Genomic DNA, 13,439 nt, shown 5'->3' with positions numbered 1-13,439 from the left:
AGCGCCTCCGTGTGCACGTCGAGTGCCGACAGCGGGTCGTCCAGCACCAGGAAGCCGGGGCCCTGCGCACTGCTCCGGTCGGATCAGTAGACCGGCTTGTCCGGCTCGATCTGGTTCACCCAGCCGATGACGCCGCCGCCGACGTGCACCGCGTCGGAGAAGCCCGCGGACTTCAGCACCGCGAGGACTTCCGCACTGCGGACACCCGTCTTGCAGTGCAGGACGATCTTCTTGTCCTGCGGCAGGTCCTGGAGGGCGGTGCCCATCAGGAACTCGTTCTTGGGGATCAGACGGGCACCGGGGATCGAGACGATCTCGTACTCGTTGACCTCGCGGACATCGATGATGTCGATGCTCTCGCCGTCGTCGATCCACTCCTTGAGCTGCTTGGGAGTGATCGTCGAACCGGCCGCCGCCTCCTGGGCCTCTTCGGAGACGACACCGCAGAAGGCCTCGTAGTCGATGAGCTCGGTGACGGTCGGGTTCTCGCCGCAGACCGCGCAGTTCGGGTCCTTGCGGACCTTGACCTGGCGGTACTGCATCTCCAGGGCGTCGTAGATCATCAGTCGGCCGACCAGGGGCTCACCGATGCCGGCGAGCAGCTTGATGGCCTCGTTGACCTGGATGGAACCGATGGACGCGCAGAGCACGCCCAGCACGCCGCCCTCGGCGCAGCTGGGGACCATGCCCGGCGGCGGGGGCTCCGGGTAGAGGCAGCGGTAGCAAGGGCCGTGCTCGGACCAGAAGACGGAGGCCTGGCCGTCGAAGCGGTAGATCGAGCCCCACACGTACGGCTTGTTCAGCAGGACGCACGCGTCGTTGACGAGGTAGCGGGTCGCGAAATTGTCCGTGCCGTCGACGATCAGGTCGTACTGGCTGAAGATCTCCATCACGTTCTCGGCCTCGAGCCGCTCTTCGTGGAGGATCACGTTCACGTACGGGTTGATGCCCTTGACGCTGTCACGGGCGGACTCGGCCTTGGAGCGGCCGATGTCGGACTGACTGTGGATGATCTGGCGCTGCAGGTTCGACTCGTCGACCTCGTCGAACTCCACGATGCCGAGCGTGCCGACACCGGCGGCCGCCAGGTACATCAGGGCCGGCGAGCCGAGGCCGCCCGCGCCCACGGCGAGCACCTTGGCGTTCTTCAGCCGCTTCTGCCCGTCCATCCCGACATCCGGGATGATCAGGTGGCGGGAGTACCTGCGGACCTCGTCTACGGTGAGCTCGACTGCGGGCTCGACCAGGGGTGGCAGCGACACGGGGGCTCCGTCGGTCGGTATGTCAGTACGGTTGTTCTCCTCGTAACACTGCCACGGCCCTTCTCATTCCGAGACACCACGTCCGATCTGCGAGACGATTTCGTCCCAGTAACCGGGCAGTGTCTCGAATGGCCCGATATGACCTCTTCCTTCGCAGCGGCCGCCCCGGTCGGTGAAGAAGATCGTCCCCGCACCCTGCCAGCGGGCGATGCGCGTGGCCTCCTCGAGGTGGGTGCGGGGCACCCCGTGGACGAAGTGGACGAAGTGCTCCGGCGGATATTCCGCAGTCCACTCGGCCACCTGTGACCAGCGGTACTCGGCCCATGCCCCGGAGAAGGTGACGAGCTGGTCCGCGGTCTCCGCGTAGCCGGGGTACGGGTGCGTGCCGTGCCCCAGCACCAGGTGCCCGCCGTCCAGGACCGCGTCCAGGGTGGCCGTCGTACGCCGCACCTGCGCGAGGTCGGCACGCTCGGTGGGACAGCGGTCGAGCAGGAAGCCGTCGACCTTGTACCAGTCGACGAAGTGCTGGGCGTCACTGACGATGTCGCCGAAGGAACGCGACCCGTGGGACATGTCGAGATGTCCCAGCACGCGTACGCCGGCGTTGTTCAGCCTGCCCGCGGCCTCCAGGCAGTGCGGGTCGGGCCGGTCGCCCGGCCCCGCGGCGACGTTGAGGACCACCCAGTGCAGCGGGGTACCGGGGCGGGTCAGCTCGGCCCATTCGACGGGAGCGAGCAGCGGGTGGGCGTATCCGGGGATCCCGAACCCGAGCCTCTCCGACCCTGTCGCGGACAGCCGCGGGTCCGTGGTCGTCAGATGCGGCATGCCGCCTCCATCCAGATGTCCGCGAGGGACTCCTCGAGGTTGATCCGGGGGCGCCAGCCCAGCCGGTCACGGGCCGTGCGCACATCCGCCTGCTGCCAGCCGCCGCAGCCGTCCGGGTACGGGGAGGAGGGCGCGGCAAGGTGCTCGACGACCGACTCGGAGCGCGGACTGCCGATACCGCCGCGCACCGGGGACGCGTCCAGTTCGTGCAGTGCGCCTGCATAGCCCGCGACGCGGGCGAGCGTCGACGCGGCGTCCCTGAGCCTCACGGCGCGTCCGGTGCCGATGTTGACGACGCCCTGCGCCGCGGAGAGCGAGGCGGCGTGCACGGCACGCGCCACGTCGCGTACGTCGACGAAGTCGCGCTGCACACCGAGACCGCTGAGTTTCAGCTCACCGTCGCCGGACTGCATGGCGCGCCGCATGGCCTCCGCGAGGCGGCCGAGCGGAGAGCCGGCCGGAGTGCCCGGGCCGACGGGTGAGAAGACTCGCAGTACGACGGCGTCCAGACCGGAACCGAGCACCAGCTCGGTGGCCGCGAGCTTGCTCACCCCGTACGGGCCTCCGGGGCGCGGCACCGCGTCCTCGGCGGTGGACGAGCCCTGCTGCGAGGGCCCGTACTCGGAGGCGCAGCCGATCTGGACAAGACGGGCCCCGCAGCCGCTGCGGCGCAGCGCCTCGCAGACGGTGGCGACGGCAACGGTGTTGTGCCTGGTCAGCTCACGGGCTCCGCCGCGGGTGGCGCCGGCGCAGTTGATGACGACTCCGGGGTGGACGGCACCCAGGAAGCGGGTGAGCGCGCCGGGGCTCCCGCCGGAGAGGTCGAAGCGGACGTCGGCGTCGTCGCCGCGGCCCAGGGCGGTGAGGTGCACGGCCGGGTCGGCGAGCAGCCGGTCGGCGACGAAGCGGCCGAGGAATCCGTTGGCACCGAGCAGGAGCACCCTCATCGCGCCGCTCCTCGGGGCCGACGGGCCGGAGCTGGGTGTTGCGGGGTCATGTCGCTTTCTCCTTAGGGATTTCGCTGTCGTGCCTTTGGGTCCGTCACTGCGAGGTCGGCTCCGCGAAGTGACGGCGGATGGTCCGGCGGCGTTCAGAGCAGGGTTCGAAGCTGGTTCAGGAGGTGTGCGCCGAGGCCCGGGAGAGGGCCTCGGTGGCGTGTGCGAGGAGCCCGGCCGCGGCGACACCGCAGGCGAGCGCCGGTACGGCGGCCGTGCCCCACGCCCCCACGAGCGCTTCGACGGGCCGCGCGAGGAGGTCAAGGCCGGGCAGGCGCCCCGCCAGCAGCAGGGCGAGCGAGGCGACTTCGGCCGCGCAGGCGACGCCCAGGGCGGTCGCCGCCGATTCGGGGAAGCCGTGGACGATGAGCAGACGGGCCAGGAGCAGGAGAACGCCGAGAGCGGCGGTGGGTACGTGTGCGCTGCCCGGGAGCGCGAACGAGGTGAGGACGAGCAGCGCGGTCAGCGCACCCAGGTGGAGCACGACGACGGCGAGGAGCAGGGGCCGGGCACCGGCCGCGAACTCGTCGAGGCCCCGGCTGCGTTCGAGCCTGCGCCGTGCGAGTGCGGAGAAGAGATGCGCGCACCAGGCCGCGGGAGCAATCGCCAGGCAGAGGGCCAGAAGGGGAGCGGGGTCCAGGGGCCACGAGCCGTCGGGACCACCGCCGGAGATCTCGTGCAGCAGTCCCTGACCGTACGCAGCGAAGGCGAGCAGGCACAGCGTCGACGTCTTCACGGAGGGGACGGTGCGCCCGGCAGGGCGGAGCGGTCCGCGGCGCAGGGCCAGCGCCACCGCGACGGTGACACCGATCGCGCCGACCACGCCCGCCGTGAGCCGGACCGTGCCTTCGGCCGCCTCCATGCCCGCCACCGCGACGGCGCACACGGCACCCGGCAGCAGCGCACGGAGCATCCATGGAGCGCGCCCTGTCCGGCCGCCGCGCGAATCGGCGCCCGTCGGCCGGACGGGAGCGGCGGTGTGCTCCGTACCGCGGGGCACCCGCGCGTACATCTCCTCGGCCAGGGCGAACACGTCCCGGTGGCGGAAGCGGGCCGCGGTGCGATCGGTGACTCCGTGCGCCTCCAGGCCGGCAGCGATCTCCAGAGGGTCGACCGCCCGCTCGCACAGCTCCCGATGGCGGTGCATCAGCACCTTGACGGGGTCGGCGGTCCCCCGGCGGGTCGAGACCCGCCGCCCTGCACCGGCGGCGTCGGACACGGTTCCCGGGGCGCCCCCTGTGGGGAGCGCGGTCGCCGGCCGCGCGCTTTCGGGTCCGGCGTCCGGTGCGGTGGTGGCCTTGGTAACGGGGGGCACGGTCATCGGTGTGCCTCCTTCGCGGTCTCGGTCGGCGCTCCGGCCGCGACGAGAGGCGGGCTCTCCGCCCAGCTCGGAGCGCGGCCGTTGGCCGGCGCGCCGGTCCAGCGACCCGGTGCGTGGAACTCGGCCGGGCGCGCGAAGGGCAGCGGCTCGCCGTCCGCGTCGACGGCCTCCCGCTGCACCGGGGAGTGCGAGATCAGCTCGAGGTAAATGCCGCGAAATGTCGCCAGGTTCTGTTCCACCGTGAAGAGTTCGAGTGCGCGGGCACGTGCCGCCGCCCCCAACCGTTCGCGGCGCTCCGGATCGCTCAGCAGCGCGAGGCAGGCGTCGGCGAGCGCCCGCGGATTGCGCGGGGGCACGACCAGGCCGGTGCCGCCGATGACCTCGACGACCGCGCCGACGTCCGTGGAGACCGTGGCGCGCCCGCAGAACATCGCCTCGACCAGGCTGACGGGGAAGCCCTCGACGACGCTGGACAGCACGACCACTCCCCCGGCGGCGTAGGCGTCGACCAGTTCCGGGGCATCCGGTCCGCCGATCTCCTCGAAGGACACCGGGTTGTCGCCCTCGGCGTGCGCGCCCGCGGCCTCGTCGGGGAACAACTGGGCGGCGAGCGCGCGGCACTGTGCGAGGTAGGCGGTCGCCTCCGCGCCACGGACCGGCGCGGAGAAGAGCCTGAGCCGCGCACACGGCTCCTCCTTGCGGATCTCGGCGAAGGCGTGGAGCAGAGCGACGAGGTCCTTGGAGGGCTCGATCCGGCCGACCCAGACGAGGGTGTACGGCTCGCCGCTGTCGGCGCTCTCACCGACGGCCGCGAAGCGGTCGGCCTCCATGCCGGGGTAGACGGTGCGCAGCTTCTCGCGGTCGGCACCGCACTTCTCCTGCCAGCGCCGTGCGTGGGTGTTGCCGGGTGTGACGACCGACGCCTGCCGGTAGACCTCGGCGGCGAGTTGCCGTTGGAAGGCGGCGAGCAGAGCCCTTACGGGCGCGCTCAGCCTGGCGTCGTTGGCGGCCAGGTAGTGGGCGCGCAGTTGGACGCCGTACTCGGTGACCAGCAGCGGGACTCCGCAGAAGCGTTTGGCCAACAGGCCGGGCAGGGCCGCCGGCCCACCGGACGCCGCGTGGCAGAGATCGACGGCGCCGAGGCCGTCCTCGTCGTACCAGTCGAGCGACAGGGGGCGCAGGGCGCGCTCGAGCCGGTCCGCGACGGCGAGGTGGTCGATGACGGTGGCTCCGTGCACCGTACGGCGCGTCCCGGGCGCACGGCAGGCGGATTCGAGGGCGCGCACGGCGACTTCCGAGCGCAGCGCCGCGTACAGGCCGCCGTACTCGCGGGCGAGGTCGGCCAGGCCGTACAGCCCGTCGGCGAATCCGTCACCGTCGGCGCACACCGCGGCGGCGAGGTCCTTGAAGTGGCCCGCGAAGCGCCGGCGCTCACGCCGCCCGTACAGACGGCCGTCGTCCGCCGGCGCCCACAGCGGGGCCGTGCGCACCCGGCGCACCTGCGGCGGGAGCTGAATCCAGCCGAGCTCCTCCTGCTGAGCGCTCCGGCTGAGGGCGTAGAGGTCGAACTCGTGCTGCCCGAGTCCGCGCACCAGCCGGTCGCACCAGAGTCTGGACTCACCCGTCGCATACGGATAACCACCCTCCGTGAGCAATCCGATCCGCACGAGTGCACCCCCGATCTCCCTTGTGGACGGTCGCCGTTGATTTCCGGCGACTCACAGCGGAACGACGTTAAGCGGACATGACGGTGGCGCGGCGGACGGTTGTCCGTCGCGCCACCGGAAGGGGTGAATGCACGTAACTTTCACACTCGGGTAGCGTTCAGTCGCGCTACGGTGCAGTTTGCTCACTGACCGTCATGCTGCGGCCAGTCCAGCGGCGGCTCACTCGCCGGGGTGCACCCACGGGTTGGCGCGGCACTTGACCCCGCCGGCCTCGAGCGTCTTGGTCTGCTGCTGCATCACCGGAGCGAGCGCCCCGGGCGTGCTGCAGTTCACGTGGTTGTGTCCGAGCCGGTGCCCGACCTCGTGGTTGATGAGCATCTGCCGGTACGGCAGCATCGCGTCGTCGCCGTACGTCTCCGCGCCCTGCGCCCACCGGAAGGCGTTGATCATCACGCGCTCGGTGGAGGCGGAGTCGCACGAGACGTTGTCGACGGTCGTGTCCAGGCCCGACTTGGCGCACCAGACCGCGGTGGTCCCGGGACTGGCCAGCGTGATGACGAACTTGGCCTCTCCCGAGGAGATCCGCTCGAAGGTCATCTCGCCGTCGTGGGCCCAGCTCCGGTCGTCGTTCAGCGTCTCGTGGATCGCCTTGGCGAACAGTCCGCCGTCGAGGCCGAGCCCCTTCTCCACATCCACCCGGTAGCGGATCTTGCGCCCCTCGCCCGGCGCCTTCTCGAAGCCGGGGACGGCCTCGAATTCGCCGGAGGCCTCCAGCTTCGGATCGATGGGGAACTGCCGCGCCATCAGCTGCTGGTAGGTCGGCGCGGCGGCCCGCCCGGCCTGCGGCGGGGTGGCCCTGCCCTCCGAGCGGTCCGGGCGCTCCTGCGCCTGCCGCTCCTCGCCCGTGGACTGGGCTCCGATCGCGCCCGGATCGTCGGCCGTCACCTGCCCGGCCACCACGACGGCGAGCACGGTGGTGACCGCCGCTGCCGCGATCCCGGTGAACGTACGGCCCTTGCTCGTCCTGGCCGACGGCTCGCCGCCCGACTGCTCCTCGTCGTCGGCCAGGGCGTCGGCCTCGGTGTCGGCCGCGATTTCGGGCGGTCGCCCGTGTCCCGTGTCCCAGTCGGTGACCGCCGCGTACGGCTCCCGGCCCGACTGATCACGGTCGAAGGCCTCGAGGTACTCCCTGCGCGGACCCGGCACGCGCGTCCCGCCCGCCGTCGGATGCGGGGGCTGCGTCCGCAGGCGCTGCCCGCCCTGCGCCGACTGCTCCGGCGGCCCGCCCCGCCAGTCGCCCCAGCCGCCCCCGGCCTCGTGGTGCTCGGGGTGACCGCCACGGGTCTGCGGCATTCCGTATCCGGACGGCTCGGGAGCGGCGCCCGGTCCGGCCGTGCGCCTGCGCCGTCCGGTGCCCGACGAGGCCGCCACGGCATCCCGTTCGCCGGCTGCCGGTGCGCTTCCCGCCCCGGCAGCCACGCCCTTGGGTGCGGGGCCCTTGCGGCTGTGTCGTCCCACGCCCCGGATCAGCTCCTACAGCAGTCGTCGAGCAGTTCCCGGAAGGCCTTGGCGACCGCTTCCGGATACTCCATCATCGCAACATGCCCGGCGTCCGGGAGCGTCAGCAGCCGGGAGCCCCGGAATGCCACTGCCGCCTTGCGCGCCATACGGTACGAGACAAGCTGGTCCTTGCGCCCGTAGACGAGAAGAGTGGGCGCGAGTACGCGCTCGGCCTGCCGCCACAGCCCGTGCTGCCCACCAAGTGTGTACGCGTCCACGATGCCACGCGCCGACCTGGCCATCGCGTCCCAGAAGTGCGGAAGCCCCATGCGCCGCTCCATCTCCTCGACGGCGTGGCGCAGCGCTTCGTCCGTCACCCGTGCGGGGTCGCCGTAACAGAGCCCCAGTACCCCTCTGGTGCGCTGCTCGGCCGTCCAGCCCTTGGTCATTCTGGCGAAGAGGCCGACGGCGCCGGGCAGCGCGAGCAGCGCGGTCGGCACCGCGGAGCGCTGGACCCGCAGCTCGGGCAGTGCGGGCGAGACGAGCGTCAGGGTGCGCACCAGATCGGGACGGACGGCCGCGACGCGGGTGGAGACGGCGCCGCCCATGGAATTGGCGAACAGATGGACGGGGCCGCGGCCGGCGGCGTCGAGGAAACGGATCACCGCTCTGGCGTGACCGGTGACCGAGTAGTTGCCGTCGCCCGGCGGCGGGGAGTCCCCGAAGCCGGGCAGGTCGATGGCCTCGCCGTCCACGGTGTCCTCGAGCCGGGACATCAGCGCCGACCAGTTCTGCGACGACCCGCCCAGCCCGTGGACGAACAGCGCGGGGGGCAGCCCGTCGCGCACCGGGGGCCGCGAACGGACCGTCAAGGTGAGTCCCGGCAGGGTGACGGAACGCAGCTTCTCCCCGTCGTGGACGCGAACCGGCGAGACCTTGGGGGCCGTCGCGGCATTGGCGGCACGGGCTCCCGGCAGCTCGGTCGAAGACATGCGGCAATGTTACGAGACGATCACGCGGGCAATCGTGTGTTCGGTGTCACACATCGCCCGCGCCTTGCCGGGAACCCGGAACGCATCGCCGAATCATCACGTAGCGCCATGAATCAGTAGCTCCTACGCTCGTAGGAAAGGGCGCATTCCAGGGAAAGCGGTGCCGCATGTCAGTCGATCCGAGCGATCCCGAGACCTTTGAGGAAGACGAGCAGAACAGCCAGACGCGCGACGAAGAGGTTCCCGAGGCCGACGCCGCCGAGCAGCACACGGAGGTGCGCTCCGAGCGGGACGACCCGGTGAACCACGTCGACCCGGCAGCCGCGAACGAGGCCGACATCGTCGAGCAGACCCGTGTGGTCAAGCTCGACGAGGACGACTACCGGTGACCTGCCGCCCGTTGCCCCGAATTGTCCGGGGTTTCTCTAAGAACAGGCAGCTTCCGCGTCTGTCCGGTCCGTGAAATTCTGCGTCCGCGCGACGCACAGCCGGGTTACCCAAAAGTACGATGGTGGCGCGGCGCACAGCGCGCACGGAAAGACTGTGCTTGCTCAAACTGTGCTTGTTCGAACATGGGAGGCGGCGTGACAGCCATCGAGCAGACAGAGGCGGCGCGCCCGCGGGGCACACGCCTGCCACGCCGAGCCCGCAGAAACCAGCTCCTGGGTGCGGCCCAGGAAGTTTTCGTGGCTCAGGGTTACCACTCGGCGGCGATGGACGACATCGCGGAGCGGGCCGGTGTCAGCAAGCCCGTTCTCTACCAGCACTTCCCCGGGAAGCTGGAGCTGTACCTGGCACTGCTGGACCAGCACTGCGAGTCGCTGCTGCAGGCCGTCCGCGGCGCGCTGGCGTCGACGACGGACAACAAGCTCCGTGTCGCCGCGACGATGGACGCCTACTTCGCGTACGTGGAGAACGAGGGCGGCGCCTTCCGGCTGGTCTTCGAGTCGGACCTGACGAACGAGCCGGCGGTTCGTGAGCGCGTGGACCGGGTCTCACTGCAGTGCGCGGAAGCCATCTCCGACGTGATCGCGGAGGACACCGGGCTCTCCAAGGACGAGTCGATGCTGCTCGCGGTCGGCCTCGGCGGCGTCTCCCAGGTGGTCGCCAGGTACTGGCTGTCCAGCGGCTCCGGCATCCCCCGGGACACCGCCGTGCAGCTGCTCACGTCGCTCACCTGGCGCGGCATCGCGGGGTTCCCGCTGCACGGCTCGGATCAGCAGCACTGACGCGGGGCGGCTCCGGCGCGGGCCTTGCGCCGGGGCTGTTCGCTCCTGGCGTTTCCCCACCGGACCTGCCGCCTGCCGACTCCGGGCTAATGTGTGCTGCGTACGGCGCGGCTGACCGCGCAACGCACTGACCGTTCGGAGGGACATAGCCGTGGAGGTCAAGATCGGCGTGCAGCACGCGCCCCGGGAGATCGTTCTGGAGAGCGGGCAGTCCGCCGAGGAGGTCGAGCGCGCGGTGGGCGATGCGCTGGCCGGCAAGGCGCAGCTGCTCAGCCTCACGGACGAGAAGGGCCGCAAGGTCCTGGTACCGGCAGACCGGCTCGCCTACGTCGAGATCGGCGAGTCGGCAACGCGGCGCGTGGGGTTCGGCGCGCTGTAGCGCGACGGCCGCATGTCGCCCGGGCACGGCCCGGGCGAGCGCGGTGAAGCATGACGCAAGAGGGCCCGGCGGGCAGTCCGCCGGGCCCTCTTGCGCTGCTCAGCGCTGCTCAGCGCTGCTCCGAACCGCTGTGAGTAGGGTTGCCTTCCGTGCACGCCGGGTAGTACGGGCTACGACCGTCCACCCCGCACCGGCGTCCGTGAGGTGATCAGCAGTGCTCTTGGAAACGCTCGGTTCCGTTCTGCTCGGACTCGCCCTCTCCTGGGCCGCGAGCCACCATCTTGCCGATCGTCTCCCCTCCCGCAGGGCGGTCTTCACCACCGGCACAGTAGGCGCGCTCTTCGGCGCCTACGTAACGCATGTGGCACTGGGCCCGGGCCATGTCCTGGCCACGCTGCTGGGGGCCGTGGCGATCGGGGCGGTGCTGCTCTCGCTGCTGATCCGGCCCTCCCCCCGCAGGCTGCGCCGCGCGTACCCCTTCTGAGCCCGCACGACGACCGGCCGCACGAAACAACGGCCGGAAAACGACCCCGGCCCCGGCTCCGGCGACGGCTCTCGCCCGAATCCCGGCGACGCCGCAGCCGAGCGCGAGCCGCACCCGAAACCCGACGAGCCGGGCCCGGTGCGCAACGCCGACCGCGCCCCCGTCCCCGAGCCCAGGCCGGGGGGCGGATGACGACGAGCACAAGCCGACCGCGGTGCCGGTCCAAGGTGCCGGCAGATGCCAGAGGCACCGGCGGCACTCGGACCGGCGGAAGCGCGGCCGGTCCGAGCGGCGGACGCCCTCAGGCCGTCAGGCCGCCAGCCCCAGCGCCGCCATGCGCTTGGTGTGCGCCTTGGTGATCCGGGAGAACATCTCGCCGACCGCCGCGAGGTCGAAGCCGTCCGCCACACCGCCCACGAGCATCGTGGAGAGCGCGTCCCGCTCCGCCACCACCCGCTGGGCCTGGGAGAGCGCCTCGCCCATCAGCCGTCGCGCCCACAGCGCGAGGCGGCCGCCCACGCGCGGGTCCGCCTCGATCGCGGCGCGGACCTTCTCCACGGCGAAGTTCCCGTGGCCGGTGTCGTCGAGCACGGCGAGCACCAGGGCGCGGGTGTCGCTGTCCAGGCGGGCGGCGACCTCCCGGTAGAAGTCGCTGGCGATCGAGTCGCCGACGTACGCCTTGACCAGGCCCTCGAGCCAGTCGGAAGGGGCGGTCTGCCGGTGGAAGTCGTCCAAGGCCTGCGCGAAGGGCTCCATGGCGGCCGTCGGTTCGGTGTCGATCACCGTCAGCCGGTCCCGCAGCTGCTCGAAGTGGTGGAACTCGGCAGAGGCCATCTTCGCCAGCTCCGCCTTGTCCGCGAGCGACGGCGCGAGCTTCGCGTCCTCCGCGAGCCGCTCGAAGGCCGCCAGCTCGCCATAGGCGAGCGCGCCCAGCAGGTCCACGACGGCGGCACGGTACTGCGGGTCTGCGGACGCCGCAGCCCAGCCCTGGGCGGCGATCCCGGTGTGACCGGTGGATTCAGTGGCGTTGTCAGGCGTCTCCATGAACGGCACAATAGCCCGCCCGCCGCGCGGCTGAAGGGCCTGGTCAGCCACGCCGGGAACGCAGTTCTCGTGAATTCACCCAACACACATGCGCGAATCCGGGGTACAGTGGTAATGCGCCTGCTGAGCGTCGAAGTATTTTTGCGCCCTCAGTAGGCCGTCTGTTGAATGAGGATGCCCGGTCGGTGGCCCGATCGGCTCCGACCCGACCGCCCTCCCCGCGGATCATGCGCACAGATGCGTGCGACCGCAGATGAGGGGCCCCTCCAGCGGTACGAGCGCTCGAGCGACGGCAGTGGTCCCGCGCCATCCGACCAATCCACGGTCGGTCCAGTACCCAGGTGCGGTACGACCCCCAGCGTTCGCCTCGCGCCGCGTCTCACAGAAGAGGCAACACCCTGACTACGAAGACTTTCCGGGATCTCGGGATCCTGCCCGAGACCGCCGAGGCCCTCGAGGCCGTCGGCATCCTGTCCCCCTTCCCCATCCAGGAGATGACGCTCCCCGTCGCGCTCTCCGGCTCCGACGTCATCGGCCAGGCCAAGACCGGCACCGGCAAGACCCTCGGTTTCGGCCTGCCGCTGCTGGAGCGCGTCACCGTCCCCGCGGACGTCGAGGCGGGCCGGGCGCAGCCCGAGCAGCTGACCGACGCCCCCCAGGCGCTCGTCGTCGTCCCCACCCGCGAGCTGTGCACCCAGGTCACCAACGACCTGCTCACCGCCGGCAAGGTCCGTAACGTCCGCGTCCTCGCGATCTACGGCGGCCGTGCGTACGAGCCCCAGGTCGAGGCCCTCAAGAAGGGTGTCGACGTCGTCGTCGGCACGCCCGGGCGGCTGCTGGACCTCGCGGGCCAGAAGAAGCTGAACCTCTCGCACGTGCGCGCGCTCGTCCTCGACGAGGCCGACGAGATGCTCGACCTGGGCTTCCTGCCCGACGTCGAGAAGATCATCCAGCAACTGCCGGTCAAGCGCCAGACCATGCTGTTCTCGGCGACCATGCCGGGCGCGGTCATCGGTCTCGCCCGCCGCTACATGTCGCAGCCCACGCACATCAGGGCCACCTCGCCGGACGACGAGGGCGCCACGGTGCGCAACATCACGCAGCGTGTCTACCGAGCGCACTCCATGGACAAGCCGGAGATGGTCTCCCGCATCCTGCAGGCCGACGGTCGCGGACTCGCGATGATCTTCTGCCGTACGAAGCGGACGGCCGCCGACATCGCCGACCAGCTCGCCCAGCGCGGCTTCGCGTCGGGCGCGGTCCACGGCGACCTGGGCCAGGGCGCGCGTGAGCAGGCGCTGCGGGCCTTCCGCAACGGCAAGGTCGACGTGCTCGTGTGCACCGACGTCGCCGCGCGCGGTATCGATGTCGAGGGCGTCACCCACGTCATCAACTACCAGTCGCCGGAGGACGAGAAGACGTACCTCCACCGCATCGGCCGCACCGGCCGCGCGGGTGCGTCCGGCACCGCCGTGACGCTGGTCGACTGGGACGACATCCCCCGCTGGCAGTTGATCAACAAGGCGCTGGACCTGGGCTTCCCGGACCCCGTGGAGACGTACTCCACGTCGCCGCACCTGTTCGAGGAGCTGTCCATCCCGGCCGGCACCAAGGGTGTTCTCCCCCGCGCCGAGCGCACCCGCGCCGGTCTCGCGGCCGAGCAGCTCGAGGACCTGGGCGAGACGGGCGGCCGCGGCCGCCGGTCCGCCGCGCCGGCGGCACGCGAGGTGCGCGCGGAGCG

Annotated in this window: 13 protein-coding genes; 5 read left to right on the top strand and 8 right to left on the bottom strand. The window is 71.4% G+C overall.

Annotation, left to right across the window (positions count from 1 at the left end):
* Nucleotides 1-83: 83 nt before the first annotated feature.
* From moeZ to ABZ070_RS29635, 7 genes are all read right to left on the bottom strand, one after another.
* Nucleotides 84-1,262, bottom strand: coding sequence for an adenylyltransferase/sulfurtransferase MoeZ (gene moeZ, locus ABZ070_RS29665; RefSeq protein ID WP_356638427.1), 1,179 nt, complete (start codon nt 1,260-1,262; stop codon nt 84-86).
* A 63-nt stretch (nt 1,263-1,325) separates the two neighbouring features.
* A complete protein-coding gene (locus tag ABZ070_RS29660) occupies nt 1,326-2,087 on the bottom strand; it encodes a spherulation-specific family 4 protein (RefSeq protein ID WP_356638426.1) in 762 nt (253 codons plus the stop codon).
* A complete protein-coding gene (locus ABZ070_RS29655; protein ID WP_356638425.1) occupies nt 2,075-3,034 on the bottom strand; it encodes an NAD-dependent epimerase/dehydratase family protein in 960 nt (319 codons plus the stop codon). Before ABZ070_RS29655 ends, ABZ070_RS29660 begins: the two co-directional genes overlap by 13 nt.
* A 166-nt stretch (nt 3,035-3,200) precedes the next feature.
* Entirely contained in the window at nt 3,201-4,403 is a 1,203-nt protein-coding gene (locus ABZ070_RS29650; protein WP_356638424.1) for a hypothetical protein, read from the bottom strand.
* Complete coding sequence (locus ABZ070_RS29645) at nt 4,400-6,070, bottom strand: DUF3492 domain-containing protein (protein ID WP_356638423.1); 1,671 nt, start codon at nt 6,068-6,070, stop codon at nt 4,400-4,402. The genes ABZ070_RS29650 and ABZ070_RS29645 overlap by 4 nt, the downstream gene beginning before the upstream one ends.
* Before the next feature lie 219 nt (nt 6,071-6,289).
* Nucleotides 6,290-7,588: a DUF3152 domain-containing protein gene (locus tag ABZ070_RS29640; protein WP_356638422.1), complete on the bottom strand. Its 1,299-nt coding sequence runs from the start codon at nt 7,586-7,588 to the stop codon at nt 6,290-6,292.
* 8 nt (nt 7,589-7,596) lie between these two features.
* Nucleotides 7,597-8,562, bottom strand: a complete 966-nt coding sequence (locus ABZ070_RS29635; RefSeq protein ID WP_356638421.1) for an alpha/beta hydrolase — start codon at nt 8,560-8,562, stop codon at nt 7,597-7,599.
* Nucleotides 8,563-8,729: 167 nt separating this feature from the next.
* Between ABZ070_RS29635 and ABZ070_RS29630 the strand changes: the two genes are divergently transcribed.
* The 4 genes from ABZ070_RS29630 (at nt 8,730) to ABZ070_RS29615 (ending at nt 10,654) form a co-directional block, all read left to right on the top strand.
* Complete coding sequence (locus ABZ070_RS29630) at nt 8,730-8,951, top strand: hypothetical protein (RefSeq protein WP_356638420.1); 222 nt, start codon at nt 8,730-8,732, stop codon at nt 8,949-8,951.
* A gap of 195 nt (nt 8,952-9,146) precedes the next feature.
* The gene (locus ABZ070_RS29625; RefSeq protein WP_356638419.1) at nt 9,147-9,791 is read left to right on the top strand and encodes a TetR/AcrR family transcriptional regulator; all 645 of its coding nucleotides are present in this window, start codon (nt 9,147-9,149) and stop codon (nt 9,789-9,791) included.
* Between the two features lie 151 nt (nt 9,792-9,942).
* Nucleotides 9,943-10,170: a DUF3107 domain-containing protein gene (locus ABZ070_RS29620; protein WP_356638418.1), complete on the top strand. Its 228-nt coding sequence runs from the start codon at nt 9,943-9,945 to the stop codon at nt 10,168-10,170.
* 214 nt (nt 10,171-10,384) lie between these two features.
* Entirely contained in the window at nt 10,385-10,654 is a 270-nt protein-coding gene (locus tag ABZ070_RS29615; protein ID WP_356638417.1) for a hypothetical protein, read from the top strand.
* Between the two features lie 309 nt (nt 10,655-10,963).
* Here ABZ070_RS29615 and ABZ070_RS29610 read toward each other — a convergent pair whose 3' ends face one another.
* Entirely contained in the window at nt 10,964-11,698 is a 735-nt protein-coding gene (locus ABZ070_RS29610; RefSeq protein ID WP_356638416.1) for a ferritin-like fold-containing protein, read from the bottom strand.
* A gap of 341 nt (nt 11,699-12,039) precedes the next feature.
* Between ABZ070_RS29610 and ABZ070_RS29605 the strand changes: the two genes are divergently transcribed.
* On the top strand, nt 12,040-13,439 hold a 1,400-nt coding region (locus ABZ070_RS29605), incomplete at its 3' end, for a DEAD/DEAH box helicase (RefSeq protein ID WP_356638415.1).

It is taken from the genome of Streptomyces sp. NPDC006283 (assembly GCF_040613325.1).
GTDB lineage: Bacteria > Actinomycetota > Actinomycetes > Streptomycetales > Streptomycetaceae > Streptomyces.
This window is presented reverse-complemented; position numbering and strand designations above follow the sequence as displayed.